This is a genomic window from Rouxiella chamberiensis (assembly GCF_026967475.1).
In the GTDB taxonomy this organism is placed as follows: domain Bacteria; phylum Pseudomonadota; class Gammaproteobacteria; order Enterobacterales; family Enterobacteriaceae; genus Rouxiella; species Rouxiella chamberiensis.
Map to the genome: position 1 here is coordinate 3,442,663 of NZ_CP114058.1, position 25,886 is coordinate 3,468,548.

Here is a 25,886-nt window from a genome sequence, read left to right on the forward strand (position 1 = left end):
TGAAGTCATCTTTAAGATATGAGTTTGCAAAAACTCGGTGACAACGTCTTTCACGCGTTGTCGATGGCGTCCCCAAGGGGATTCGAACCCCTGTTACAGCCGTGAAAGGGCAGTGTCCTAGGCCTCTAGACGATGGGGACCCGAAATTTTTCTATCGAATCACCGATTCGATAATTTCGGTAAGGGCGAGATTTTTCCATGAAAAATCGAGCGGCAATGTTATTTGTCGCTACCCTCACCGAATGGTGATGCTCTTGCTCGTTTACATCTATCAGACAATCTGTGTGGACACTGCACAATGCGTATCTTGAGGTAAGGAGGTGATCCAACCGCAGGTTCCCCTACGGTTACCTTGTTACGACTTCACCCCAGTCATGAATCACAAAGTGGTAAGCGCCCTCCCGAAGGTTAAGCTACCTACTTCTTTTGCAACCCACTCCCATGGTGTGACGGGCGGTGTGTACAAGGCCCGGGAACGTATTCACCGTAGCATTCTGATCTACGATTACTAGCGATTCCGACTTCATGGAGTCGAGTTGCAGACTCCAATCCGGACTACGACGCACTTTATGAGGTCCGCTTGCTCTCGCGAGTTCGCTTCTCTTTGTATGCGCCATTGTAGCACGTGTGTAGCCCTACTCGTAAGGGCCATGATGACTTGACGTCATCCCCACCTTCCTCCGGTTTATCACCGGCAGTCTCCTTTGAGTTCCCGACATTACTCGCTGGCAACAAAGGATAAGGGTTGCGCTCGTTGCGGGACTTAACCCAACATTTCACAACACGAGCTGACGACAGCCATGCAGCACCTGTCTCAGAGTTCCCGAAGGCACTAAGCTATCTCTAGCGAATTCTCTGGATGTCAAGAGTAGGTAAGGTTCTTCGCGTTGCATCGAATTAAACCACATGCTCCACCGCTTGTGCGGGCCCCCGTCAATTCATTTGAGTTTTAACCTTGCGGCCGTACTCCCCAGGCGGTCGACTTAACGCGTTAGCTCCGGAAGCCACGCCTCAAGGGCACAACCTCCAAGTCGACATCGTTTACAGCGTGGACTACCAGGGTATCTAATCCTGTTTGCTCCCCACGCTTTCGCACCTGAGCGTCAGTCTTTGTCCAGGGGGCCGCCTTCGCCACCGGTATTCCTCCAGATCTCTACGCATTTCACCGCTACACCTGGAATTCTACCCCCTCTACAAGACTCTAGCTTGCCAGTTTCAAATGCAGTTCCCAAGTTAAGCTCGGGGATTTCACATCTGACTTAACAAACCGCCTGCGTGCGCTTTACGCCCAGTAATTCCGATTAACGCTTGCACCCTCCGTATTACCGCGGCTGCTGGCACGGAGTTAGCCGGTGCTTCTTCTGCGAGTAACGTCAATCGCTGCAGCTATTAACTACAACGCCTTCCTCCTCGCTGAAAGTGCTTTACAACCCTAAGGCCTTCTTCACACACGCGGCATGGCTGCATCAGGCTTGCGCCCATTGTGCAATATTCCCCACTGCTGCCTCCCGTAGGAGTCTGGACCGTGTCTCAGTTCCAGTGTGGCTGGTCATCCTCTCAGACCAGCTAGGGATCGTCGCCTAGGTGAGCCATTACCCCACCTACTAGCTAATCCCATCTGGGCACATCCGATGGCGTGAGGCCCGAAGGTCCCCCACTTTGGTCTTGCGACATCATGCGGTATTAGCTACCGTTTCCAGTAGTTATCCCCCTCCATCAGGCAGTTTCCCAGACATTACTCACCCGTCCGCCGCTCGTCACCCAGAGAGCAAGCTCTCCCGTGCTACCGCTCGACTTGCATGTGTTAGGCCTGCCGCCAGCGTTCAATCTGAGCCATGATCAAACTCTTCAATTAAAAGTTCGATTTGCTGCAACAAGTGCAGCGATGCTCAAAGTTACTTCACATCATTCATAATGAATTACTGCTTGGTCACTCTAAGACTTGATATTTTTGCCACCGAGGTGGCGGATATCGTCTTGTGAGTGCCCACACAGATTGTCTGATAAATTGTTAAAGAGCAGTGCCGCTGTTCGCAATGAATCTTATGCGGCGCGGGAGGTGCATAATACGCTTTCCCGCTGAAGAGTCAAGAATTTTCTTTCGAACTTTTCTTTTTCTCTTCCCGACCCGGCGACTTGGTTCTCGTTAGAGGAGTCGTTGTTCCCGGTCAGTGGAGGCGCATTATAGGGAGTTCTCGAAAGGCCGCAACCCTTTATTTTAAAAAACTTTCCGACCGTCTCTTTTTTCTACAAAACGCCTATTTACTCGGCTTAATCGCTATTTTTTAACCGCTAATTTGCCAAAATCGGCGGCAAACTGCTTTACCTGATTCCAATCCGTGTACTCGACTTCCTTACGCGTATCCGTTTCTCCGCCCGTCATTCGCATAATTAACTGGATCATGACCTTATCCAGCCAGCCATATCGCGGATAACGCAGCGCGCCGGCGAACACATTGCACATTGCCGGCTGCCACGGCGTACTTAAAAGGAACTTGCGGGTATAGGCATTCGTCTGTGGGGTACGCTTTTCCGGCTTGCGTGCCGTCAGGTTGACCGAAAAGAACGCCGAAGGCATGGCATTCAACAAGTCGGCATGACGTTTGGCGAACTTGTCGAGGAGTGGCGAGAAATGACCATAGCGAATGGAAGCGCCAATCATCACTTTTGCGTAACGCGCCAAGTCCAGCTTGTCCGCATCCTGTAAATCGATGACGTCGCACTCCCCTTCTTCTCTTAACACGTTACCTATATAAGAGGCGATGGCATGAGTCTGCCCGTCGCGGCTTGAATAAAGTACCAGAGCTTTCATTTCGAACTCCTTTCTCAATATGAATCCATCTACTGCCTACTCTTTCCAGAATGTGGGAGTAAACAGGACTAAAAGGGTGAAGACTTCGAGACGACCAAACAGCATCGTCATGATAAGAATCCATTTGGCGACGTGATTCATCGACTGGAAGTTATCGGCCACCACGCCGAGTCCGGGACCAAGGTTGTTCAGCGTGGCCGTCACGGCGGCAAAGGCCGAGAAGTTATCCACGCCCGTCGCGACAATAGCCAGCATGCTGACAATAAACACCAGCGCATAGGCCGAGAAGAATCCCCATACCGCTTCGAGAATACGTTCCGGCAGCGCGCGATTGCCAAGCTTGATGGTATAAACCGCATTCGGGTGGACGAGACGTTTCAACTCACGGGAGCCCTGCAGGTAAAGCAGCAGGATACGGATAACCTTCAATCCGCCGCCCGTCGACCCGGCACAGCCGCCAATAAATGCCGAACAGAGTAATAGAAGAGGAAGGAACAGCGGCCAGCGCGAGATGCTGTCCGTGGTGTAACCCGCCGTTGTTGCCATCGACACGACCTGGAAGAATGCCTGATTCAAGGTTTCAAGCCCGGAGCTGTAAGTGTCATGCATCCAGAGCACGGACGTACACACCAGGACCAGCGTCAGCTGCACGCCGATATACATGCGAAATTCGGGGTCGCGCCAGTAGACCTTGATGTTGCGGCCGCTCAGCAGGGCAAAGTGCAACCCGTAGTTACAGCCCGAGATAAGCAGGAAAATCGCAATAATCGTGTTGATGGTCGAACTGTGGAAATAGCCGATGCTCGCATCATGCGTCGAAAAGCCGCCGATGGCGATAGTCGAGAAACTGTGGCCGATGGCGTCGAAAGCCGACATCCCCGCGCCCCAGAGTGAAAAGGCACAGGCAACGGTCAGCAGAACATAGATGAACCACAGCGTTTTTGCCGTTTCGGCAATACGCGGCCGCATCTTGTTGTCTTTGAGCGGCCCCGGCATTTCGGCACGATAAAGCTGCATGCCCCCGACGCCCAGTATCGGCAGGATGGCAACCGCCAACACGATGATCCCCATACCACCAAACCATTGCAGCATCTGGCGGTAGAACAGGATGGCGTGCGGCAGGCTGTCCAGCCCCACAAGCGTTGTCGCCCCCGTGGTCGTCAGACCGGAAAAGGATTCGAAAAAGGCATCGGTCAGCCCGAGGTGCGGATGCTCCGCAAACAGGAAAGGTAATGCCCCGACGCTGCCAAGCACGGTCCAGAACAGTACAACAATAAGAAAGCCTTCGCGCGGTTTGAGCTCGCTACGCTGTTTGCGGTTAGGCACCCAAAGCAGCAGGCCGATGGCCAGCGCAACGAAAAACGTCTCACTGAACGCGCGCCCGGCCCCGTCTCTATAAATTAACGCCACGATCCCCGGAATAATCATTGTTCCGGAGAATAGGATAACGAGAACCCCGACAATGCGGGTTATGGCACGGAAATGCATGCTGGCGCGTTCCTCAGCAGATAAATAGACAAAAAAGAATTCAGACGGGCTGCAAGGTTAGCGAACCGCGACTGAGATTGAACAGCCGATCCGCAATCTCTGTCGCGTCCACTGTCGGCAACGCCAGACGAAGATTGACCGCCGCACCGTAATCACTCTGTAAAATGCTGCCGCCGACCTGTTGCAATAACGATTCCACCATCGCTATCTGCGCATAGTCGCACTGCAATAAAAATTCGCTTTGCGGCACCTTCTGGATAACCTTCAACTCGGCCAATGCCAGCCTGACCCCGTTGCCGTAGGCGCTGACCAGTCCGCCGGTGCCCAGCTTTATGCCGCCGTAGTAGCGAACGACGACGGCGGTGATTTCTCCGACCCCGCTGCCCATCAACTGCCCGAGAATGGGTTTACCCGCCGTGCCTGCGGGTTCGCCGTCGTCCGAAAAGCCCAGTTGCTGCGAATCAGAAGGCGGACCGGCCACAAAGGCCCAGCAGTGATGTCGCGCAGCCGGATGCTGCTGCTTCACCTGCTGGATAAACGCCCTGGCCGCCTCGATGCCTGCCGTAGGTTCGAGCAAGGTAATGAAACGACTCTTCTTTATCTCTTCGCTGACTTCAACGGGTGCAGCGGGTACGGAATAAGGCTGCATCAGGCCAGCTTAAGATCACGGGTCATGTTTTCGACACGATTATCGTGGATAACAATGTTGTCCTCGATGCGGATGCCGCCAAACGGTTTCATGGCCTCGATTTTATCCCAGTCGAAATGCTGGCTGAATTCGCCTTCGCGCCACGGCGCCAGCAGCGATTCGATAAAATACAGCCCCGGTTCGATTGTCAGCACCATGCCCGGCTGCACGATACGGGTACAGCGCAGATAAGGATATTTCGACGGCGCGGCCAGATGCGTGCCGTGCTCGTCCTGCATGAAGCCGCCCACATCGTGAACCTGCAAGCCCAAGGGATGCCCCAGCCCGTGCGGCAGGAAAGGTCCGGTCAGATTCTGCTCGACCATCGCCTCTTCGCTGATATCGACCACCAGCTTATGCTGCTTGAGCAGGCGTGCGATACGCTGATGCATCTGCACATGATAGTCGGTATAACGCACACCCGGCTTGATGGTCTCAATCAAGGCCAGCTGTTCTTTATTCAGGTCGGCGACCAGCGCGGCAAAATCGCTGTCGGGATTGGCCGCATAGGTACGAGTCAGGTCGGCGGCATATCCGTTGTATTCGGCACCGGCGTCGATGAGGAAACTGCGCATTTCGGCCGGTGGCTGATGCTGCAAGGTCGTGTAGTGCAATACGGCGGCGTGTTCGTTAAGCGCGATAATATTGCCATAGGGCACTTCCGTCTCGCGATGCCCGGTCGCCGTCAGGTACGCCATGCTAATATCGAACTCGCTCATGCCGGACAAAAACGCCTCGTGCGCCGCGCGATGGCCGCTGACGGCAAACTTCTGCGCTTCACGCATGCAGGCCACTTCGTACTTCGTCTTGTAGGCGCGGTGATAGTGCAGGTAATCCAGCACGGCCTTCGGATTCAGATGGTCGGCAGAGATGCCGAGTTTCAACGCGCTTTCCTTGCCATAACCGATGTAGGCGACACGGGAAAGATCGCCAGGCAGTTGACCCTTGATATCGTCCGGTTTCGTCAGCGGCAGAACGTTGACGTCCTGCGTCCAGAAAGCGTCCGGCAGCGGCTCGACGGTATGCCAGTAATCGACCGGTGAATAGAACCACAGCTTCGGCGTGTTGACGCCATCTACCCACAGCCAGCAGTTCGGCACCTGCGTGACCGGCACCCACGCCTTGAACTGGGGATTGACCTTGAACGGATAGCTGTAGTCGTCCAGGAAGGAGATTTGCAGTTCACCGGAGTGAATAAGCAAGGCATCCAGCTGATTGCGTTGCAATATTTCCTGCGCACGCGCCTGTAAAACGGCGATATGTTCTTTATAGAGTGAAGCGAGAGATTCCATCGACCTGTCCTTTACCGGATTCATACGATTAATGCAAAACGATGCCGCATCTTACCACAGCCGTACAGGCGTCGTAGCCCCGCCTGCTTTGTGATCTTGTCAGCAAATATCGCGCGGCCAGTTTGCAATTCATTAACATAAAAACCACACTCCATTCATCTGGTCATACCAGATGATCCCCGATGATTCAGGAGACACACATGCTCTATCAAGGCGAAACATTACACCTGCACTGGCTCGAAGACGGGATTGCCGAGCTGGTGTTCGACGCGCCCGGCTCCGTAAATAAACTCGATACCCAAACGGTGGCCAGTCTAGGCGAAGCGCTAACGGTCCTCGAACAACAACGCGAACTCAAAGGACTGCTGTTAAGCTCCGCCAAACCCGCGTTTATTGTCGGCGCAGACATCAACGAGTTTTTATCCCTGTTTACGGCACCGGCCGAAAAGCTTCATCAATGGCTGGCGTTTGCCAACGGCATTTTCAATCGGCTGGAAGATTTGCCGGTCCCGACCCTTTCCGCCATTAGCGGCTATGCGCTCGGCGGCGGCTGCGAATGTGTGTTGGCGACCGATTTTCGCCTCGCCACGCCCGATACGCGCATCGGATTACCCGAAACCAGACTCGGCATTATGCCGGGCTTTGGCGGTTCGGTGCGTCTGCCTCGCCTGCTGGGTGCCGACAGTGCGCTGGAAATTATTGCTGCGGGCAAGGATCTTGGCGGTGCCGAAGCGCTCAAGGTCGGGCTGGTCGATGCCGTCGTCAATAACGACAAGCTGCATGATGCCGCCCGTGCCATGCTGCGCGACGCCATTGCCGGCAAGCTCGACTGGAAGGCGGCGCGTCAGCCTAAACTTCTGCCGCTCAAACTCAGCCGTATCGAGGCGACGATGAGCTTCAGTGTAGCAAAGAGCATGGTGCTGCAAACGGCGGGCAAACACTATCCTGCGCCGATGACGGCGGTGAAAACTATCGAGGCGGCGGCAAGGCTGGGTCGCGACGAGGCGCTGGCGCTGGAAACCGGCAGCTTCGTGCCGTTGGCGCAGTCGGCCGAGGCGCGCGCGCTGGTCGGCATTTTCCTCAACGATCAGTTTATTAAAGGCAAGGCCAAAAAGTGGGCAGGCGGCAACGGCAAGCCCGAACAGGCGGCGGTGCTGGGCGCAGGGATCATGGGCGGCGGTATCGCCTATCAGTCCGCGCTGAAAGGCGTGCCGGTCATCATGAAGGATATCAACGAAAAATCGCTGCAACTCGGCATCAACGAAGCAGGCAAATTGCTCAACAAGCAGCTGGAGCGCGGCAAGATAGACGGTCAGAAAATGGCGAAGATTCTCTCGACCATTCAGCCGACGTTAAGCTACAGCGGGCTCGAGCGCGCGCAGATTGTCGTCGAAGCCGTAGTCGAAAACCCGAAAATCAAGGCCGCCGTGCTGGCCGAGGCCGAAGCGCTGCTCAATGACGAGGCCATACTGGCCTCCAATACTTCCACCATTCCTATCGATACTCTGGCGGCGGCCCTGAAACGGCCGGAAAACTTCTGCGGCATGCATTTCTTTAATCCTGTTCACCGCATGCCGCTGGTCGAAATCATTCGCGGCAGCAAAACGTCGGATCAGACCCTGTCTCGCGTAGTGGCCTATGCCTCGGCGATGGGCAAGACACCGATTGTGGTCAACGACTGCCCGGGGTTCTTCGTCAATCGCGTGCTGTTCCCCTACTTTGCCGGCTTCAGCCTGCTGATGCGCGACGGCGCGGACTTCACGCAAGTTGATAAAGTGATGGAAAAACAGTTTGGCTGGCCGATGGGTCCGGCCTATCTGCTGGACGTGGTCGGCATTGATACGGCGCACCATGCGCAGGCGGTCATGGCGCACGGTTTCCCGGAAAGAATGGCGAAAGACTATCGCGACGTGGTCGACGTGCTGTTCGAGGCCAACCGCTTCGGACAGAAAAACCAGCTCGGTTTCTATCGTTATCGTGAAGACAGCAAAGGCAAACCGCGTAAAGAGCAGGATCCCGACGTGGCAACGCTGTTGGATAACGCCGCGCCGACCAGTGATTTCAGCGGCGAGGAGATTATCGCGCGGATGATGATCCCGATGATCAACGAAGTGGTGCGCTGTCTGGAAGAAAACATCATTGCCAGTCCGGCCGAAGCGGATATGGCGCTGGTTTACGGTTTGGGCTTCCCGCCATTCCACGGCGGCGTGTTCCGCTATCTCGACACTCTGGGCAGTGCGAAATATCTGGCGCTGACTGAAACCTATACGCACCTTGGTCCGCTATATCAGGCACCCGAGGGGCTGCGTCGCAAGGCTGAAAGCAACGCGCGCTACTATCCTCAGGCCGAACCGCTGGCCGAAATCAATATGGGCCGTCAGGCATAAGGACCGAAATCATGGAAAATGTAGTCATTATCGATGCGGTCCGCACTCCGATGGGCCGCTCCAAAGGCGGTGCCTTTCGCAACGTGCGTGCCGAAGACCTCTCCGCGCATCTAATGCGGGCGGTGCTTTCCCGTAATCCGGCACTCGACGCCAAAGCGATCGACGACATCTACTGGGGCTGCGTGCAGCAGACGCTGGAACAAGGCTTCAACGTTGCCCGCAACGCCGCGCTGCTGGCTGAAATCCCGCACAGCGTGCCGGCGGTGACCGTCAACCGGCTCTGCGGTTCGTCCATGCAGGCACTGCATGATGCGGCGCGCATGATTATGGTCGGCGATGCGCACATCAGCCTGATTGGCGGCGTGGAACATATGGGTCACGTACCGATGAATCACGGCGTGGATTTTCATCCCGGCCTGAGCCGCACCGTGGCGAAAGCCGCGGGCATGATGGGGCTGACTGCCGAAATGCTGGCCAAAATGCACAATATCAGCCGCGATATGCAGGATGAGTTCGCCGCCCGCTCCCACCAGCGCGCCCATGCCGCAACCGTGGCAGGTGCGTTTGCCAACGAAATCATAGCCACTTATGGGCATAACGCCGACGGCGCGCTGTTCAGTCTCGATTACGATGAAGTGATCCGCCCGGAAACCACGGCGTCCTCGCTGGCTGCTCTGCGACCTGCGTTTGATCCGGTCAACGGCACGGTGACGGCAGGCAGCGCGTCGGCTCTGTCGGACGGGGCCTCGGCGATGCTTATCATGAGCGAATCCCGCGCCGCGTCGTTGGGCCTTGAACCGCGCGCCAGAATTCGGGCGATGGCGGTGGTCGGCTGTGATCCGTCGATTATGGGATATGGACCGGTGCCCGCAACGCAGCTGGCACTGAAACGCGCGGGTCTGAGCGTGCAGGACATCGGGCTTTTCGAGCTCAATGAAGCCTTCGCCGCGCAGTCGCTGCCGTGCATCAAGGATCTCGGCCTGCTGGAGAGTCTGGATGACAAAGTGAATCTCAACGGCGGCGCGATTGCGCTGGGTCACCCGCTGGGCTGTTCAGGGGCGCGTATCTCCACAACCTTGCTGAATCTCATGGAACGCAAAGACGTGCAGTTTGGCGTGGCGACCATGTGTATCGGCCTGGGTCAGGGGATTGCCACAGTCTTCGAACGAATCTAGTCGCGCACGCGGGCATAAAAAAGCGGGCTTGCGGCCCGCTTTTTGTTGTGTCGCCGTGAATCAGATGAACGCGAACGCATCGCCAAACATCCGGTCTTCCAGCGCACCGCGCTCGGCGCAGAAACGCTCGCGCGCCACTTTCGCCATTTCGAAACGACCGGCGATATAGATATCGTGCTCGCTCAAAGACTCGAAGTCCTGAAGTACCGCGCTCAGCACGTTACCGCTTCTGCCCTGCCAGTCTTCTTCAACCTGCTCGACCACCGGAATAACTTTCAGGTTTGGATGCACCACGCTCAAGGCTTCAAGCTCGCCGAGATCATAAAGATGCTTCAGCTCGCGACCGCCCCAGTAGATTGAGATATCGCGGTCAGGATGCTGCGCCAGCTCCGTCATCAGAATGGAGCGCACGTAGGAGAAGCCGGTGCCGCCCGCAATCAATACCAGCGGACGATCGCCCTCTTCGCGCAGCCACGCGTCACCGTGCGGCAGGTCGACATCAATGGTTTGTTCCTGCAGGATGCGATCCATCACCGCCATCGCATACAGGTTCATCTCGGATGCGCCGATGTGCAGCTCAAGATAGTTTTTTTCCGATGGAACAGAGGCGATGGAGAAAGGGCGCTTGTCGCGCTCATCCATCACGACCATCAGATATTGACCGGCACGAAATGAAAAAGGTGATTCAGGTTGCAGGCGAACCCGATATACAGTGTCGGTTATGGCCTCAACTGAGGACACTTTACAGCTCATTATTGTCATGCGTTCCCTCTGAGGGTCATCAATTCTACATACTGATGGCAAGGGCGACGAGCGGGTGGCGCGTCGCGCTTACCAAGCGAAATGCTTACCTGCCAGACTTAACGTTGCCCGGCTTCCTGTTACTGAAGATGTCTAGCTCATCCCAGATGGTATCGATACGGTCGCTCACTTTGGGATCCATGACAATCGGACGTCCCCATTCGCGTTGCGTTTCACCCGGCCACTTGTTGGTGGCATCCATCCCCATCTTGGAACCCAGTCCTGAAACCGGCGAAGCAAAATCGAGATAGTCGATGGGCGTATTTTCAACCAACACGGTGTCACGCGCCGGATCCATACGTGTAGTAATCGCCCAGATAACGTCCTTCCAGTCGCGCGCGTTGATATCGTCGTCACACACAATAACAAACTTGGTGTACATAAACTGGCGCAGGAATGACCAGACGCCCATCATCACGCGCTTGGCGTGACCGGCATACTGCTTCTTCATGGTAACGACAGCCAGACGGTAGGAGCAACCCTCCGGCGGCAAATAGAAGTCGACAATTTCCGGAAACTGCTTTTTCAGAATCGGAACGAAGACTTCATTCAATGCCAGACCCAGCACCGCCGGTTCATCTGGCGGACGACCGGTAAAGGTCGAATGATAGATGGCATCTTTGCGCTGGGTAATGTGCGTCACGGTGAAGACCGGGAAGCTATCTATTTCATTATAGTAGCCTGTGTGGTCGCCGTAAGGCCCTTCGGGTGCCATCTCGCCCGGCTCGATATAGCCTTCGAGCACGATTTCAGCGCTGGCGGGGACTTCGAGGTCATTGGAAATACATTTGACGACCTCGGTTTTGTTGCCGCGCAGCAGACCGGCGAAGGCATATTCGGACAGCGTGTCAGGGACGGGCGTTACCGCGCCAAGAATGGTGGCAGGGTCGGCGCCGAGCGCCACGGAAACCGGAAAACGCTTGCCCGGATTCTTCTCGCACCACTCCTGGAAATCGAGCGCGCCGCCGCGATGCGACAACCAGCGCATGATGAGCTTGTTTTTACCCAGGACCTGCTGACGATAAATGCCGAGATTCTGACGTGGCTTGTGCGGTCCACGGGTGACCGTCAATCCCCAGGTTATCAGCGGTGCGGCGTCTTCCGGCCAGCAATGCATCACGGGAATGCGGCCCAGATCGACGTCGTCGCCCTGCCAGATTTGCTCCTGACAAGGCGCCGAGCTCAGCACTTTGGTCGGCATGTTCAGGACTTGCTTGAACTTCGGCATCTTGTCGTAGAAATCGCGGAACCCGCGCGGTGGCTCAGGCTCTTTCAGAAACGCCAGCAGCTCGCCGACGTCGCGCAATGCGCTGACATCATCTTGTCCCATGCCCATCGCCACGCGTTCCGGCGTGCCGAAAAGATTGCACAGCACCGGCATGTTATAGCCTTTCGGATTTTCAAACAGCAGCGCCGGGCCTCCGGCACGCAGGGTCCGATCGGCAATCTCGGTCATTTCAAGATAGGGATCAACGGGCTGGCTGATACGCTTGAGGTCTCCCTGCTTTTCGAGAAGAGCAAGGAAGTCACGCAGGTCACGATATTTCATACGAGGCACGTCATTATAAGTTTTATCACCAAATGTAGGGGGCAGTATAAAGCCTGTCGCGCGTCATGGCTGCTTTTTTCAAAAATGTTAACCCAAATGGCCGCGCGAACTTTGTACTTTATTAAAGGCAGTTAAAGGGAACAAGGTCAGAAAGTGCTTGGGTATCAAGATATTCCTGCGTTTTATGCGCATGGCGAAACACCTTGAAGCCTTCATTTCGGGCGCTGAAATAGCGCAAATCGTTGCCGGAAACATGCAGCAGACTGCCTTCACGCAGCGCGACAACCGATTCGCTCGGATTCACCGCACAGAATTCGGCGATACGTTCGTCGCGTGTCTCACCCATATGGCCACTGATGTGTGCGTCGATGTAGTGCGGATTGATCTGCACCGGAAACAGACCCAGCGCAGGCAGCACGACGGAATTGCGCACCGGCATATCATTAGTGGTGCGAATGCTTGGTGTGGCCACGTTGCAGCCCGCGCTCCAGCCGATGTAGGGAATTTCACGTTCGCGTACTGCGCGCTGAATCGGTACGATCAGGCTTTTCTCATGCAGCATCTGGTTCAGCATCCAGGTATTACCGCCGCTGACCAGAATGCATTGCGCCTGTTCGACCGCTTCCGCCGGATTGCCTGCATGATGAATGCTGCCGACCTTGATGCCGAGAGACTGCGCCAGCTCTGCCGCTTTTTCATCATAGTCACTGCGCACCAGCGCATAGGGAATGAGTACCGCAGAGTCGATGTTACGCGCCTTGAGCATTGCCTTGATCTGCTCGTGAGCATAACCCAGTGGTTGACTGTCGCTTGAAAGCTTGCCGTTACTCAGTAAGAACAACTCCATGACTTTATCTCCGTGATACATTAGCGGGCTGAAAGATAGCGCTTAATCCGAATCTTGCCTCCCAGTGGGGGACCGAGCTTCACGGGTGGCTATTTATCCCTTAAAGCTTTTGTTATTCTCAATGAGTTAGACACGAGGAAAACAAAATATGGAAAGCTGGTATCTACTCTATTGTAAACGAGGTCAACATCTTCGTGCCCAGGAGCACCTTGAGCGTCAACACGTTCAATGTCTGGTTCCAACGATCAAACTGGAAAAAGTGGTCCGCGGCCGCCGCACGATGGCGGATGAACCTCTGTTTCCAAATTATATGTTTATCGCATTCGATCCAGAAAAATTCACACGACCACCATTAGCGCGACCCGCGGCGTTAGCCATTTTGTCCGTTTTGGACACCAGCTCGCCACGGTCAATGCCAATGTCATCGAACAACTGATTCATCAACCGCCTACCGATGTTCGTGATCCTGAAACGCCGCACGAAGGAGACCTTGTGTTGATAACCGAGGGCGTATTCGAGGGATTACAGGCCATCTATACCGAACCGGACGGCGAGCGGCGTTCTCACCTGCTGCTGAATCTGCTCAACAAACAGGTTAGACAAAGCCTCTGCAATACCGAATTCCAGAAAATGTAATGCTCCCCCGGGCGTTGCCGCTCCTATTCTCCAAGTCCAAATAACCGGCGCGCATTGTCGTCGGTTGCCTTCGCCAGCCACTCCGCCGATTCTCCCTTGCCACGCCACAGCGCGACCTGACTGACGATATGCGGCAGAAATGAAGGTTCGTTACGACGATTCTTCGGCTTGTTCGGCATGTCTCTTGGCAACAGATAAGGCGCGTCGGTTTCCAGCAGCAACTTGTCTACCGGAATCAACGGTAGCATCTCGCGCAGGTCAAGCCCGCGACGCTTCGTCGCATACCCAGCCGGTGATGCCAATCGACAATCCCAGCGCCAGATAGTGTTCCAGCTCTTCGCGACTGCCCGTAAAGCAGTGAACCACGGCACCTGAAAGTCGTGGCAGCCAGGGTTCGAGCAACTGCGCGAAACGCGGATGAGCATCGCGGCAGTGCAAAAATACCGGTAAACCCAGCTCGGCAGCCAGCGCCAACTGCGCGCTGAAGGCGATTTCCTGATCCTCGGGCGTGGAGAAATTGCGGTTGAAGTCCAGACCACATTCGCCTATCGCCACCACTTTTGGCTCGGCGGCAAGCTTGCGCAGCGCGTCTTCAACCTCTTTGTTCCAGCCACTGGCCTGATGAGGATGCACGCCCGCCGTTGACCAGCAAAAATCGGCATACTGCGCGGCAAGGCGCTGCGCTTCACTGCTCTCTTCGAGCGAGGTACCGGTTATCAGCATACCGCCGAGGCCCGCCTGTCTGGCGCGCTCGACAACATCGGCGCGATCTTTGTCGAATTGGTTGCTGGTGAGGTTGAGGCCTATTTCAAACATATTGTCTCTCAAAAAAGAAACCGCCCCGAGAGGCGGTTTTAATCATCATTTTTTGCGGCTCAAGACGCGTCAGACTCGCTGTCTGCTTCGTCTTCTTCATCACGACGCCCTTTGCCGACATAGTAGCGGGCAAAGAACATGCCGATTTCAAACAGGCAATACATCGGAATAGCCAGCAGCGTCTGCGAAAATACGTCGGGCGGAGTGAGCAGCATGGCGACCACAAAGGCCCCCACCAGCACATAAGGACGTTTTTTGCGCAAGTCTTCAGGCGTGGTAACGCCGGTCCAGCACAGCAAAATGATGGCGATAGGCACCTCGAACGACACCCCGAACGCCATGAAGATAGCCATGACAAAGTCGAGATAGTTGTTGATGTCCGTCGCAATCTGCACACCGGCCGGTGCCGTTTTCGCAAAGAAGGCAAACGCCAGCGGGAACACGATGAAGTACGCAAACGCCATGCCGAGGTAGAACAGCGCAGAGCTTGAGAACAGCAATGGCATCATCAGGCGACGTTCATGCTTGTACAGTGCAGGCGCAACGAAGCCCCACACCTGATACAGAATAAACGGCGCAGAGACGAATACCGAAACGATCATCGTCAGCTTGATAGGCGTAAAGAAAGGCGAGGCAACGTCTGTCGCTATCATGCTCGCGCCCAAAGGCATGACTTTAATCAGCGGCGCAGACACCAGGTAGTAAATATCATTGGCAAAATAGACCAGTGCCAAAAACACTACAATCACGCAAATAATGGAATTCAGCAGGCGCTTACGCAGTTCAATCAGATGACTGATAAGCGGCTGAGTATCTTCAACTGCCATGTTTAGCGTTCACCCGTGGTTTGTGAAGAAGGAGCAGGCTGGGGCGCAGACGGGCTTTGAGCGCCAGCGCTGGCATGTTCAACCGGTTTGGTCGCAGGTGCTGACGCGACGTTTCTGCGGTTTAGCCAGGTCGACAGTCTGTGGTTTATCAAGCGTAACCGCAGCTGCATTTTCGACGTCGACAGGCTGCGCCTTCGCGAGATCAATGGCCGGTTCACTGGCCGGTTTCGCCGCAGGTGAACCCGACTGGTGATCGGCCGAGGCTGGCGAAATCCCTTCATCGTAATGTGCTTCGGGATCTTTCAGCACAGGATTATGAATGGTGTTTCCGTCTTGCGCGTCGGCAATCGCCTGATCGGCAGGGCTCAGATTCTCGTGAATCGAGCGCTTCATTGAAGACGCCGCCTCTTTCAAATCATCGATGGAAGATTTGATTTCAGGCGACAGATTCTTCAGACCGGCTTCTTCCGCCTTCTTCAGGCTGTCTTGCAATTCCTGCAGTTTCAGCTCCTGATTCAGCTCGTTTTGTACCGATGCGGCCATCGCACGGAGTGTACGGATCCAGCCCGCCACACTTCTTACCGCAACGGGTAGACGCTCGGGTCCGAGTACGACCAGACCAATCACGAATACCAGCAACAGTTCACTAAACCCAATGTCAAACACGGCTTATACCTGCTCTTTGTTTTGACTCTTAGTTTCTTCTGCTTTGATTTCCGGCTTGGTGCCTTCGAGAGACTTGGCCGTAAACTCTGCATCAGACCCGGTTGTTTCAGTTGGTGTATGCGTCTTGGTTTTATCATCGTCATTCATGGCTTTTTTGAAGCCTTTGATGGAAGCGCCAAGATCGCTGCCCAGACCACGCAGCTTTTTGGTACCAAACAGCAGCACCACGATTACCGCAATGACGAGCCAGTGCGTAAGACTAAATGCACCCATGGTATTTACCTCGATAAACAAGAATTAATCGTTGCCGTTATACGACGCATAATTACAATTTATAAGAATTATAAACACTTACTCGGTCTTGCTGGTTCGTTTCCATCCGACAATCCAGGCGACCAGACCCGCGGCCATCAGCCATACGGGGTATACCTCGACCTTGCCCAGCATCAGCACCGTACCGCCAATCAACAAGGTTGCTCCCACGCCAAGAAGGTACTGGGACTGACCTTCGCGGGTAGACTGTTTCTCTAACTGCTGGGTCAATTTTTCGAGATTGTAGGACATCAGTTGCTGCTGCTTGAGGCTGTCGTAGACCAGTTCGGGTAGCTCGGGCAGTTTTTCAATCCAGAACGGTGCGCGCTCTTTAAAGGCACGAACCATAGCCGGTAATCCAATCTGGTCCTTGATCCAGCTTTCCAGGAACGGTTTTGCGGTCGTCCAGAGATCAAGCTGTGGATAGAGTTGTCTGCCGAGACCTTCGACGTACAACAGCGTCTTCTGCAACAGCACCAGCTGCGGCTGAACCTGCATGTTGAAGCGTCTGGCGGTATTGAACAGATTCAACAATACGTTACCAAAGGAGATTTCTGCCAGCGGCTTTTCGAAAATGGGTTCACAAACGGTACGAATGGCGAACTCGAACTCTTCGACGTTGGTATCGCGCGGCACCCAGCCGGAATCGACATGCAATTCGGCAACCTTGCGATAATCGCGGTTGAAGAAGGCAATAAAGTTCTCGGCCAGATAACGTTTGTCTTCTTTGTTAAGCGATCCAACTATGCCGCAATCGATAGCGATGTAGCAAGGATCTTCCGGTGTTTCATAACTGACAAAAATGTTACCCGGATGCATGTCGGCATGGAAGAAGCTGTCGCGAAAGACCTGAGTGAAGAATACCTGCACACCGCGTTCGGCCAACACTTTCATGTTGGTACCCTGCTTTTCAAGCGCTGCGACGTCCGAGATAGGAATGCCGTAGATGCGCTCCATGACCAGAAGACGTTCGCGGCAGTAATCAGGATACACTTCAGGAACATACAGCACAGGGCTGTTTTCAAAGTTTCTGCGCAGCTGAATGGCGTTTGCCGCTTCACGCAGCAGGTTCAGTTCATCCAGCAGCGTCTTTTCGTATTCACGTACCACTTCACGCGGACGAAGACGACGGCCGTCGGGCAGCCATTTCGACACCCAGCCCGCCAGACGCGCCATAAGGCGAGTATCGGCCTTGATAATCGGCATGATGTCGGGACGAATTACCTTGAGCACCACTTTTTTGCCGTTCTCTTTCAGAACAGCGGTGTGCACCTGTGCAATGGACGCCGAAGCCAGCGCATTCTGGTCGAAATCGTCAAACCAGGTCTCGATGGGGCCACCGAGCGCCAATTCGATATGTTTACGGGCCAGCGCGCCATCGAAAGGTGCAACGTGGTCCTGCAACAACGCAAGCTGATCGGCGACAACCGGTGGAAACAGGTCGCGGCGGGTCGACAGCATCTGACCAAACTTTATCCAGACGGGACCCAGCTCTTCGAGTGCAAGACGCAGACGCGTGCCAAGCTGTTTGTCTTTATGACGAAAAGGCACCCAGAAAAACAGATGACGCCCGAGTCTCAGCGGCAGAGTCAGTTTGATTCTGGGAATAAGTTCATCAAGGCCGTAAGTGAGAAATACCCGAATAATCAGATACAGGCGACGCATTTCACCTGGAGTCATCGATTCCCTCCCAGTAGTTTGTTTAAGCGCGCTTCCAGCGCATTGGCCTGCTGCTCAAGAGCGGAAACTTCATCGCTGAACCAGGCGGCTTCAAGCGCACCCGGAGCGAGTTTCCACTCTTCGGTAATGACCTGGGCAACCTGACCCTGATGTTTTTTGACGCCCGCCGTCAGAAAGCGGAAGCCGCCGCTGATGGCCTGACTGATACCTTGCGCAGCGATATCGCCAAGGTAGGGAGCCAGCAATTCGGCCGGTTCCCATTCGGACATATCCATCAGGGCCGAAAACTGCTGCACCACCTGAATGTCGCCTTCGACGTTGAGTTCGCCGCTGCGGATTAGCGGTGCCAGCTGCTGGCGGTCACGCAGTTTTCGCAGGGTTGAGAGGCGCGAGATAACGGTACAGTCTGCCGCGCCGTCCCACTGCCCGACTACATCGACTTTTTGTTCACTAAAGATTAGCGTCAGCGGTGAACTCAGTTCCTGTAGCTCAATACGTAAAACTTTGCCCGCCAGTCGCAGCCTTGCGGCTTTCATACTGCGATCCTTAAACAACAGGTGATTAAGGGCGGTTTCGATGGCGGCAGTCAATAACGGAGTTAACAACATCGGCATTTCCATATCAGAACTTGAAACCTCGGTGCAGCGCGACAATGCCGCCGGTGAGGTTGCTGTAAGTCACGTTCTCGAAGCCTGCATCGCCCATCATGCCTTTCAGTGTTTCCTGATCGGGATGCATACGGATGGATTCAGCCAGATAGCGGTAGCTTTCAGCATCTTGTGCCACCAGCTCGCCGATTCGCGGCAGGATGTGGAAGGAATAGGTGTCGTATGCCTTGCTCAACGGTGCGATCAGCGGCTTGGAGAACTCGAGCACCAGCAAACGGCCACCCGGCTTCAACACGCGGAACATTGAACGCAGGGCCTTCTCTTTTTCGGTCACGTTGCGAAGACCAAAGGAGATGGTAATGCAGTCAAAATAGTTGTCGGGGAACGGCAAGGCTTCGGCGTTGGCCTGCACATAGCTCACGTTGCCGACAATTCCGTTGTTACGCAGTTTCTCGCGGCCCATCTTCAACATTGAATCGTTGATGTCGGCCAGCACCACTTCGCCCTGCTCTCCCACCAGACGGGAAAACTTGGCGGTCAGATCGCCGGTCCCGCCGGCCAGATCCAGCACGCGCTGCCCACGGCGCACGCCGCTGCAGTCGATAGCATAACGCTTCCAGATACGATGAATACCGAATGACATCAGGTCATTCATCAGATCATATTTCGCGGCCACAGAGTGAAAGACTTCAGCGACCATCTCTGCTTTGTTGTTTTTGGCTACGGTACGAAATCCAAAGTGTGTAGTTTCTTGAGAATCTACATTTTCCTGCGTCTGCTTTTCCATGTTTCTGCCTGCTTAATCAGTATATCGCCTGGGGAAAGTGTATCAGAACCCCGAGGAAAGCCCCATCTCCGATGCGATTTGCGCCGCACGCGGTGATCAAGCCGTGGAATTATCGTTCACTCATTAACCCAGGTCGTCGAGCGAAGTCTGAAACTCGGGATCGTCTTCGGCGCTGGCCTGCTCGGCAAGAGCCGGACTGATAGGCCTTTTGACCTCGACACCCATCGCCCTGAAGCCTTCGACCTGGCCGACAAGATTACCACGGCCCTGAGAAAGTTTGTTCATCGCGAGTCGATAACTTGTCTGCGCCTTATCAAGGCTTTGCCCCATCGACTGCATGTCGTCGACAAAGAGTCTGAGTTTGTCGTAGAGTCGCGCGGCGCGGTCGGCTATTTGCTTGGCATTCTGGCTTTGATGCTCATAGCGCCAGAGATTGCTGATGGTACGCAGCGCCACCAGCAGCGTGGTTGGGCTGACCAGCATGATGTTGTGATTGAGCGCCTCGCTGATAAGCTCGGGTTCGCGGTCGATAGCGACCAGAAACGCCGGTTCTACCGGAATAAACATCAGCACATAATCAAGACTGCGCAAGCCGGGCAGTTGCTGGTAGTCCTTGCGGCCCAGCAAACGTATATGACCGCGGATGGAGGTAATATGTTCACTCAGCGCCGATTCGCGCTCGAGGTCGTCTTCCCCGTTGAAATACCGCTCGTAGGCGACCAGCGACATTTTGGCATCGATAACCACGTCTTTACTCTGCGGCAGACGCACCACCACGTCGGGCTGCATGCGGCTGTTGTTTTCCGTTTGCACACTGACCTGGGTTTGATATTCATAGCCTTCGCGCAGGCCCGAAGCTTCGAGCACGCGGCTCAGCACCACTTCGCCCCAGTTGCCCTGCGTCTTGTTGTCGCCTTTGAGTGCACGGGTCAGGTTCAGCGCCTCACGCGCCATCTGCGCATTGAGCTGTTGCAGACTGCGGATCTCGTGGGTCAGCGTATGGCGCTCGCGCGCTTCCTGCCCAAAGCTGTCCTGAACCTGCCGACGAAAACCGTCAAGCTGCTCGCGCAGCGGCAACAGCAGTTTGTCCATGCTTTGCTTGTTCTGTTCGTCGGCACGGCGACCGGTCTGTTCGAAAATGCGATTGGCGAGGTTTTCGAACTGGCTGTTGAGCCGCTGCTCACTGTTGATGAGCAGCCGCTGCTTTTCTTCGGCGGCCATCCGTGTTTCATCAAGCCGGGTCGAGACTTCACGCAACTCGGCTTCCTGCGAGCTATTGATTTCACGCTGAGCCCGCAACTCCTGATTCAGTTGTTCACACTCACTTTGCCAGTGCGCCAGAAGCTGCAACTTTTCACCGCTTGCGGCCTGTGCACTGTGCAGCTTTCTCAACTCGATTTCGCCGTCGCGCTGCTGCTGTCTGGCGAGCTGGATTTCGCGCTGCAATGTCTCTTTTTCGACGGTGAGCTGGCGTTGTGCCTGTTCCAGCAATTTATAGCGGGTGTCATGGTCGGCCTGAACCTGCTGCTGGCGCAGACTGGCAATCAGCCAACCCAGTAAAAGGCCGACAAGGGCTGCACCTACCGCGTAAAGTATGCTGAAATCCACCGGTTTTTCCTCTGAATACGTCTCTGTGAGTCAAGGTAAAGGCATGCTGTATGGATGTCCAGATGCTTTTAAATCGCGCCCACACTTTGCGAGACGTCTTCCAGAAAAACGGTCACTGCTTGCCTGATTTTCAGTCGCCGCGAAAATTTAAAAAAACTGGCTCAACCATTTGATGCCAAAGGCGCCGGGCGCAAGAATGCCGAAAGCCCAGACCAGCGCCGAGGAGGCGTTCGCCAACTGGAAATAGCGCTGCGGCATGCCGCAAATACCGGCGACCAAAGGCACGACGGCGCGTAACGGGCCGAAGAAACGCCCGATAAACGCACCCGGCATACCCCAGCGGTCGAAGAAGGCGTGTCCGCGTTCGAGCATCTGGGGATGACGCCTGAAAGGCCAGATGTGCGGAACCCTGTCGCTGTAATGCGCGCCAATCCAGTAAGAGAGCCAGTCGCCGAAAAAGCCGCCCAGCGCCGCGCCCGCAAAAATCGGCCAGAACGGAATCCCGGCCTCGCCAATCAGTGCGCCAAGCCCCAGCAGAATCACGGTGGCTGGCAGCAGCAAAGAAAGAAACGCCAGCGACTCGCCAAAGGCCAGAAAGAACACGATGGGGGCGGCCCATGCCTGATGCTGACGGACAAACTCCGTCACGTAATGAATCACTTCGTTAATGCTCAATGAAAAGTGCCCTCGTTGACTATCAAAAAAGGTTTTGTCTTTTACAGACATTTAAAACCAAACCAGGACAACCTTAGCTTAACGAAGCCGTTATTCCAGATAACGATCGCGTAAAGCTTCGCGCATTTGCGCATCGATGCCGTACTCTTTTTCCAGCCAGTTGTCCGTGGTGCCGTAGGTATCGACAATGGCCTGTAGCGCCGTATCGATAAACAGCTCCTGCACGGAAAGCACATAGGCGAATTTTTCCAGCGCTTCGGGCGGGAGCGTGATGGACAGTCTGTCGAGCATGTTTTCACGAAAGCCTGCCAGCGTCGTTTCGGTCAGCAGGTAATCTTCCTTTATGGTGTTCCAGTCTGCGCCGAGCGCCAGCAGAATAATCAGCGACCCCATGCCCGTGCGGTCTTTGCCCACGGCACAGTGCTGCACCAGTGCGCCTCCATTCGGCTGGCCAAGCAGACTGGCAAGCTTGCGGTAGGCGGCGTTGTCGAACGGCAATTTTTGATAAAGCTTCAACATGAATGCCTGGGGATCAAACGCGGCGAGGGTTTCCGCCGTCAGTCTTTCCAGATTGGCGTTGACCTCGTTGCTCAACGGATTCGCCGGTACATTATGATATTCGCAACCGGGCCACAGGATATCCGGCTTGGCCGCAACCTCGTCGGCATCGCGGTAGTCGAGAATATGCTTTACCGGAATGGCGCTCAGAAACTGTTGATCCTGTTCGGTCAGGGTGTCGAGCGCGCCTGAACGATAAAGCCACCCGCGCTTGATACGACGGCCATCGGCCACCGTGTTGCCGCCGAGATCGCGAAAATTGATGCCGCCTTCAAGAGGCATGAGAGAAGGATGAAGTAAAATCGTTGCCGTCATAGTGCCTCTTTGCAAATAGGGTGTCTGGCGAGCCGTCGCCATAAATTCGTTCTACGACCATAACAGATAGCATCCCGAAGATAAAAAAGGGCCGCCTCACTGGCGACCCGTTTCTGTGCATACTCAGGTTGTCATCCTGGTGACTTCAGAAATAACTCATGAACATGACACGAATATTTCAGGAAAAAATCAGGATTAAATCAGACGACGCGCGGCTTCCACGACAATTTTCACCGCATGGCTTTCCGTCTGCTTCATGGTTTCGGCATTCGGGATCTCCTGCTGGGTGCGGTTGACGATGACGCCCGCCACCATGCCGGCGCGAAGACCTTGACTGGCACACATGGTCAGCAGCGTAGCGGACTCCATTTCATAGTTCATCACGCCCATCTCCTGCCATTCCTGCATCGACGCCTTGAAGCGGCGAACCACGCGGCCGGAATAGGTGTCGTAACGCTCCTGCCCCGGATAGAAAGTGTCGGAAGAAGCCGTCACGCCGATATGAATGTTGGCGCCTACGGCTTTCGAGGCTTCTACCAGCGCGGTGGTACAGGCAAAATCGGCGACCGCCGGGAACTCCATAGGCGCAAAATGCAGGCTCGCGCCATCAAGACGCACGGCGGCGGTGGTGACCAGCACATCGCCGACATTGATATGTGGCTGGATAGCGCCCGTGGTGCCGATCCGCAGGAAGGTGCGGATCCCGAGCTGCGCCAGCTCTTCCACGGCGATAGACGTCGAAGGCCCGCCAATACCCGTTGAACAGACGATCACGGCCTTGCCGTCCAGCTCTGCGCGCCAGGAGGTAAATTCACGATGGGAAGCCAGGCGGACCGGATTGTCCATCAGTCTCGCTATCTTCTCGACCCGCTCGGGGTCGCCGGGAACAATCGCCAGCGTCGCGCCCTGCAAGCTGCTTTTTGTCAGGCCAAGATGAAAAACGTCGGACTGAGACATCATTGAACTCCTTTTAATTCGGTCATTGTCGATTTGTCTTGAAACGCGTTCGCCCGATAACTTTTCGGACAAAACGGAACAGACTGTCTATTCCCTTACTCTATCGTTCATTGTGAGTTAATTTTGTGAACGCAATCGCTAAGCAACACTACAATTACCATTAATTGCATAATTATTGTGATTAAAATCACACAAATGCGTACCAAAAATGCCCTTTAAGCCGCTGAATTTCATTGTACGCCCGACAAAACGGTTATTTTTTACGCGGGTCAGCATTTTTTACATAGGTCCCGACTGAGTGACAGGCTATGGTGGTTGATGTGATGACTATTTGGCTTATAGTTTTAAAATAAATTTTTCCCGTTACCTACTCTCGAGTCTTTCTTACTGACAAGAAAAGTACTTACCCTGCATGGAGACTGCAATGAAGAAAGATAACCTACTCGAATTAAAACAAGCCCCTGACAGTTTCTCTCCTGCCGTTACACCTGTCTCTGCCAGTACCGTGCATACCGATACCGAAGGTCTGCATGCGGGCGAGACGACTATTCCTTCGCAAGGGGAGAATCTGCCCGCCTATCTGGCCCGCCCGGCCGACTACACGGGCAAGCTGCCTGTGGTTTTAGTGGTGCAGGAGATTTTCGGCGTGCACGAGCATATTCGTGACCTCTGCCGTCGTCTGGCCAAAGAGGGCTATCTCGCCATCGCGCCGGAACTCTATTTCCGTCAGGGCGATCCTTCCGATTACAACGACATCGGCGAACTGCTGGAAAAACTGGTCAGCAAGGTGCCTGACCAGCAGGTGCTGGCCGACCTCGACCATACGGCGCACTGGGCGGCGCAGCACGGCGGGGACGCGACCAAACTGGCGATCACCGGTTTCTGCTGGGGGGCGAATTGCCTGGCTGTATGCCGCGCACAGCCCGCAGTTGAAAGCCGGTGTGGCCTGGTATGGCAAGCTGGTGGGCAACAAGACGCTGGCAACCCCGACGCATCCGGTTGATGAAGCAGTAGATCTGACAGCGCCGGTGCTGGGTCTTTACGGCGGGCAGGATACAGGGATCCCGCAGGAGTCCATCGAGAGCATGCGTCAGGCGATTCGCGCGGCGAATGCCAACGCCGATATCGTGGTGTATCCCGAGGCAGGCCATGCGTTCAATGCCGATTATCGCCCAAGCTACAATGCCGAAGCCGCCGCCGATGGCTGGCAACGCATGCTGGCATGGTTTGCGAAATACGGCGTGAAATAAAGCCCCTCTATAAAAAAGCCCCGCAGGCAAACACCGGCGGGGCTTTTTGTTTTCTGTGGCGCTATCAAAATCGGGATTCACCCCGATTTACGTATCAAGCCTGACGCGGCTGACCATTGGAGGCGCTAAGACCGCCATCGACCGGCAGGTTGACACCCGTCACAAAGCGCGCGTCATCACTTGCCAGAAACGCAATAACATCGGCAATCTCTTCCGGCTCGGCGGCACGGCCCAGCGGAATTCGCTCGGCAAATTTCGCCAGTAACGCTTCGTTATTCTTGATGTCTTCGGCCATATCCGTAATGGTCAGGCTAGGACAGACGGCATTCACACGCACGCCGTCGGCACCGTGGTCCATCGCAAGCGATCGGGTAAAGTTGCTCACCGCGCCTTTCGCCGCATTATAGAAGCTCATGCCCCAGTCGCCGCCGAGGCCCGACACGGACGACACATTGACGATATTCCCTTTGCTTTTCTTCAGGGCCTCGATGAAGAAACGCGTGGCGTAAAACACGCCGCTCACGTCGATATCAAAGACTTTTTTCCAGTCTTCGATGCTTGCCTCATTGACTTGCCCCTGAACTGCAACACCGGCGTTATTCACCAGCACGTCGACGCGGCCAAACTTGTCCAGTACGACTTCTGCCAGACGCTCTACGTCCTGTGGATTCGACATATCTGCGACGTGAACATAATAGTTGGTGGATTCAAGCGTATTGGCAACCTTGGCCAACTTGATTTCGGTACGCCCGACCAGCACAACAATCGCGCCCTCTTTCGAGAAACGACGTGCGGTGGCGGCACCCATACCCGAACCTGCACCTGTCACCACGACCACTTTATCTTTAAATCGGCTCATCTTTGTCTCCTTACAGTGACTGAAATTGTCGGTCCAAACCGTTTTCACTGTCTTAAGCCTAGTCAAAATAGCGCAAAGTCGAGGCGACAAACTGAAAAACGGCCGCAGCAACGGCTCTCGGGCAAGGCATGGCGGGGCAGCAGGAGGAGTGGCAAAGAGGTTACAAAATTTGAATGGCCAGGTATACGTGCCAGAAATCTGCATCGTCATCAAACAGAGCGCCGACGGGCTTTTATTGAGAGCCTGCGGCAATTTCCCCGGCAGAAAATTCAATGAAGATGAATTATCGTCAT

20 protein-coding genes, 1 tRNA gene, 1 rRNA gene and 3 pseudogenes are annotated in these 25,886 nt (G+C 55.0%); 4 read left to right on the plus strand and 21 right to left on the minus strand.

Annotated elements, in window-relative coordinates; translation table 11 throughout:
• Positions 1-64: 64 nt before the first annotated feature.
• From O1V66_RS15950 to pepQ, 6 genes are all read right to left on the minus strand, one after another.
• Positions 65-140, minus strand: a tRNA-Glu gene (locus O1V66_RS15950).
• Positions 141-313: 173 nt separating this feature from the next.
• Positions 314-1,855 (minus strand): 16S ribosomal RNA (locus O1V66_RS15955).
• A 423-nt stretch (positions 1,856-2,278) separates the two neighbouring features.
• Positions 2,279-2,812, minus strand: coding sequence for a menaquinone-dependent protoporphyrinogen IX dehydrogenase (gene hemG, locus O1V66_RS15960; RefSeq protein ID WP_045049716.1), 534 nt, complete (start codon positions 2,810-2,812; stop codon positions 2,279-2,281).
• A gap of 36 nt (positions 2,813-2,848) precedes the next feature.
• On the minus strand, positions 2,849-4,300 hold the full coding sequence (gene trkH / locus O1V66_RS15965) for a Trk system potassium transporter TrkH (protein ID WP_045049717.1): 1,452 nt from the start codon (positions 4,298-4,300) through the stop codon (positions 2,849-2,851).
• A gap of 40 nt (positions 4,301-4,340) precedes the next feature.
• Positions 4,341-4,949, minus strand: a complete 609-nt coding sequence (locus O1V66_RS15970; RefSeq protein ID WP_045049718.1) for an IMPACT family protein — start codon at positions 4,947-4,949, stop codon at positions 4,341-4,343.
• Positions 4,949-6,280: a Xaa-Pro dipeptidase gene (gene pepQ, locus O1V66_RS15975; protein ID WP_045049719.1), complete on the minus strand. Its 1,332-nt coding sequence runs from the start codon at positions 6,278-6,280 to the stop codon at positions 4,949-4,951. The genes O1V66_RS15970 and pepQ overlap by 1 nt, the downstream gene beginning before the upstream one ends.
• A 200-nt stretch (positions 6,281-6,480) precedes the next feature.
• On the opposite strand from pepQ, the gene fadB reads away from it, so the two are divergent.
• Positions 6,481-8,667 (plus strand): fatty acid oxidation complex subunit alpha FadB, encoded by a 2,187-nt coding sequence (fadB, locus tag O1V66_RS15980; protein ID WP_045049720.1) that lies wholly within the window; start codon positions 6,481-6,483, stop codon positions 8,665-8,667.
• A gap of 11 nt (positions 8,668-8,678) precedes the next feature.
• Positions 8,679-9,842, plus strand: a complete 1,164-nt coding sequence (gene fadA, locus O1V66_RS15985; RefSeq protein WP_045049721.1) for an acetyl-CoA C-acyltransferase FadA — start codon at positions 8,679-8,681, stop codon at positions 9,840-9,842.
• 60 nt (positions 9,843-9,902) lie between these two features.
• Here fadA and fre read toward each other — a convergent pair whose 3' ends face one another.
• The 3 genes from fre to pepE form a co-directional block, all read right to left on the minus strand.
• Positions 9,903-10,604 carry an NAD(P)H-flavin reductase gene (gene fre, locus O1V66_RS15990; RefSeq protein WP_045049722.1) on the minus strand — a complete coding sequence of 234 codons (702 nt, stop codon included), beginning with the start codon at positions 10,602-10,604 and terminating at the stop codon, positions 9,903-9,905.
• A gap of 85 nt (positions 10,605-10,689) precedes the next feature.
• Complete coding sequence (ubiD, locus tag O1V66_RS15995) at positions 10,690-12,192, minus strand: 4-hydroxy-3-polyprenylbenzoate decarboxylase (RefSeq protein ID WP_045049723.1); 1,503 nt, start codon at positions 12,190-12,192, stop codon at positions 10,690-10,692.
• A gap of 121 nt (positions 12,193-12,313) precedes the next feature.
• On the minus strand, positions 12,314-13,039 hold the full coding sequence (pepE, locus tag O1V66_RS16000; protein WP_045049724.1) for a dipeptidase PepE: 726 nt from the start codon (positions 13,037-13,039) through the stop codon (positions 12,314-12,316).
• Between the two features lie 148 nt (positions 13,040-13,187).
• Between pepE and rfaH the strand changes: the two are divergent.
• Positions 13,188-13,675: pseudogene (gene rfaH, locus O1V66_RS16005) on the plus strand (transcription/translation regulatory transformer protein RfaH).
• A 23-nt stretch (positions 13,676-13,698) separates the two neighbouring features.
• Here rfaH and tatD read toward each other — a convergent pair.
• The 11 genes and pseudogenes from tatD to udp form a co-directional block, all read right to left on the minus strand.
• Positions 13,699-14,491, minus strand: a pseudogene (tatD, locus tag O1V66_RS16010) (3'-5' ssDNA/RNA exonuclease TatD).
• Positions 14,492-14,550: 59 nt separating this feature from the next.
• Positions 14,551-15,318 (minus strand): Sec-independent protein translocase subunit TatC, encoded by a 768-nt coding sequence (gene tatC / locus O1V66_RS16015; RefSeq protein WP_045049727.1) that lies wholly within the window; start codon positions 15,316-15,318, stop codon positions 14,551-14,553.
• A gap of 78 nt (positions 15,319-15,396) precedes the next feature.
• Positions 15,397-15,984, minus strand: coding sequence for a Sec-independent protein translocase protein TatB (tatB, locus tag O1V66_RS16020; RefSeq protein WP_269127903.1), 588 nt, complete (start codon positions 15,982-15,984; stop codon positions 15,397-15,399).
• Positions 15,985-15,987: 3 nt separating this feature from the next.
• On the minus strand, positions 15,988-16,257 hold the full coding sequence (gene tatA, locus O1V66_RS16025; RefSeq protein WP_045049729.1) for a Sec-independent protein translocase subunit TatA: 270 nt from the start codon (positions 16,255-16,257) through the stop codon (positions 15,988-15,990).
• Positions 16,258-16,335: 78 nt separating this feature from the next.
• Positions 16,336-17,976: a ubiquinone biosynthesis regulatory protein kinase UbiB gene (ubiB, locus tag O1V66_RS16030; protein ID WP_045049730.1), complete on the minus strand. Its 1,641-nt coding sequence runs from the start codon at positions 17,974-17,976 to the stop codon at positions 16,336-16,338.
• Positions 17,973-18,584: a ubiquinone biosynthesis protein UbiJ gene (ubiJ, locus tag O1V66_RS16035; RefSeq protein ID WP_045049816.1), complete on the minus strand. Its 612-nt coding sequence runs from the start codon at positions 18,582-18,584 to the stop codon at positions 17,973-17,975. Before ubiJ ends, ubiB begins: the two co-directional genes overlap by 4 nt.
• 13 nt (positions 18,585-18,597) lie before the next feature.
• Positions 18,598-19,371: a bifunctional demethylmenaquinone methyltransferase/2-methoxy-6-polyprenyl-1,4-benzoquinol methylase UbiE gene (gene ubiE, locus O1V66_RS16040; RefSeq protein ID WP_045049731.1), complete on the minus strand. Its 774-nt coding sequence runs from the start codon at positions 19,369-19,371 to the stop codon at positions 18,598-18,600.
• Positions 19,372-19,494: 123 nt separating this feature from the next.
• Positions 19,495-20,979, minus strand: a complete 1,485-nt coding sequence (gene rmuC, locus O1V66_RS16045) for a DNA recombination protein RmuC (protein ID WP_045049732.1) — start codon at positions 20,977-20,979, stop codon at positions 19,495-19,497.
• A 147-nt stretch (positions 20,980-21,126) separates the two neighbouring features.
• Entirely contained in the window at positions 21,127-21,654 is a 528-nt protein-coding gene (locus O1V66_RS16050; protein WP_045049733.1) for a DedA family protein, read from the minus strand.
• Between the two features lie 90 nt (positions 21,655-21,744).
• Positions 21,745-22,527, minus strand: coding sequence for a tyrosine-protein phosphatase (locus O1V66_RS16055; protein WP_045049734.1), 783 nt, complete (start codon positions 22,525-22,527; stop codon positions 21,745-21,747).
• Between the two features lie 195 nt (positions 22,528-22,722).
• Positions 22,723-23,484: a uridine phosphorylase gene (gene udp, locus O1V66_RS16060; RefSeq protein WP_045049735.1), complete on the minus strand. Its 762-nt coding sequence runs from the start codon at positions 23,482-23,484 to the stop codon at positions 22,723-22,725.
• A gap of 424 nt (positions 23,485-23,908) precedes the next feature.
• Between udp and O1V66_RS16065 the strand changes: the two are divergent.
• Positions 23,909-24,734, plus strand: a pseudogene (locus O1V66_RS16065) (dienelactone hydrolase family protein).
• Between the two features lie 94 nt (positions 24,735-24,828).
• Here O1V66_RS16065 and budC read toward each other — a convergent pair.
• Positions 24,829-25,593, minus strand: a complete 765-nt coding sequence (gene budC / locus O1V66_RS16070) for a meso-2,3-butanediol dehydrogenase (protein WP_045049737.1) — start codon at positions 25,591-25,593, stop codon at positions 24,829-24,831.
• Positions 25,594-25,886: the final 293 nt, after the last annotated feature.

Coding starts and splice junctions, on each gene's coding strand:
- hemG (WP_045049716.1), bottom strand. CDS start 2,812: ATGAAAGCTCTGGTACTTTATTCAAGCCGCGACGGGCAGACTCATGCC.
- trkH (WP_045049717.1), bottom strand. CDS start 4,300: ATGCATTTCCGTGCCATAACCCGCATTGTCGGGGTTCTCGTTATCCTA.
- O1V66_RS15970 (WP_045049718.1), bottom strand. CDS start 4,949: ATGCAGCCTTATTCCGTACCCGCTGCACCCGTTGAAGTCAGCGAAGAG.
- pepQ (WP_045049719.1), bottom strand. CDS start 6,280: ATGGAATCTCTCGCTTCACTCTATAAAGAACATATCGCCGTTTTACAG.
- fadB (WP_045049720.1), top strand. CDS start 6,481: ATGCTCTATCAAGGCGAAACATTACACCTGCACTGGCTCGAAGACGGG.
- fadA (WP_045049721.1), top strand. CDS start 8,679: ATGGAAAATGTAGTCATTATCGATGCGGTCCGCACTCCGATGGGCCGC.
- fre (WP_045049722.1), bottom strand. CDS start 10,604: ATGACAATAATGAGCTGTAAAGTGTCCTCAGTTGAGGCCATAACCGAC.
- ubiD (WP_045049723.1), bottom strand. CDS start 12,192: ATGAAATATCGTGACCTGCGTGACTTCCTTGCTCTTCTCGAAAAGCAG.
- pepE (WP_045049724.1), bottom strand. CDS start 13,039: ATGGAGTTGTTCTTACTGAGTAACGGCAAGCTTTCAAGCGACAGTCAA.
- tatC (WP_045049727.1), bottom strand. CDS start 15,318: ATGGCAGTTGAAGATACTCAGCCGCTTATCAGTCATCTGATTGAACTG.
- tatA (WP_045049729.1), bottom strand. CDS start 16,257: ATGGGTGCATTTAGTCTTACGCACTGGCTCGTCATTGCGGTAATCGTG.
- ubiB (WP_045049730.1), bottom strand. CDS start 17,976: ATGACTCCAGGTGAAATGCGTCGCCTGTATCTGATTATTCGGGTATTT.
- ubiJ (WP_045049816.1), bottom strand. CDS start 18,584: ATGTTGTTAACTCCGTTATTGACTGCCGCCATCGAAACCGCCCTTAAT.
- ubiE (WP_045049731.1), bottom strand. CDS start 19,371: ATGGAAAAGCAGACGCAGGAAAATGTAGATTCTCAAGAAACTACACAC.
- O1V66_RS16055 (WP_045049734.1), bottom strand. CDS start 22,527: ATGACGGCAACGATTTTACTTCATCCTTCTCTCATGCCTCTTGAAGGC.
- udp (WP_045049735.1), bottom strand. CDS start 23,484: ATGTCTCAGTCCGACGTTTTTCATCTTGGCCTGACAAAAAGCAGCTTG.
- budC (WP_045049737.1), bottom strand. CDS start 25,593: ATGAGCCGATTTAAAGATAAAGTGGTCGTGGTGACAGGTGCAGGTTCG.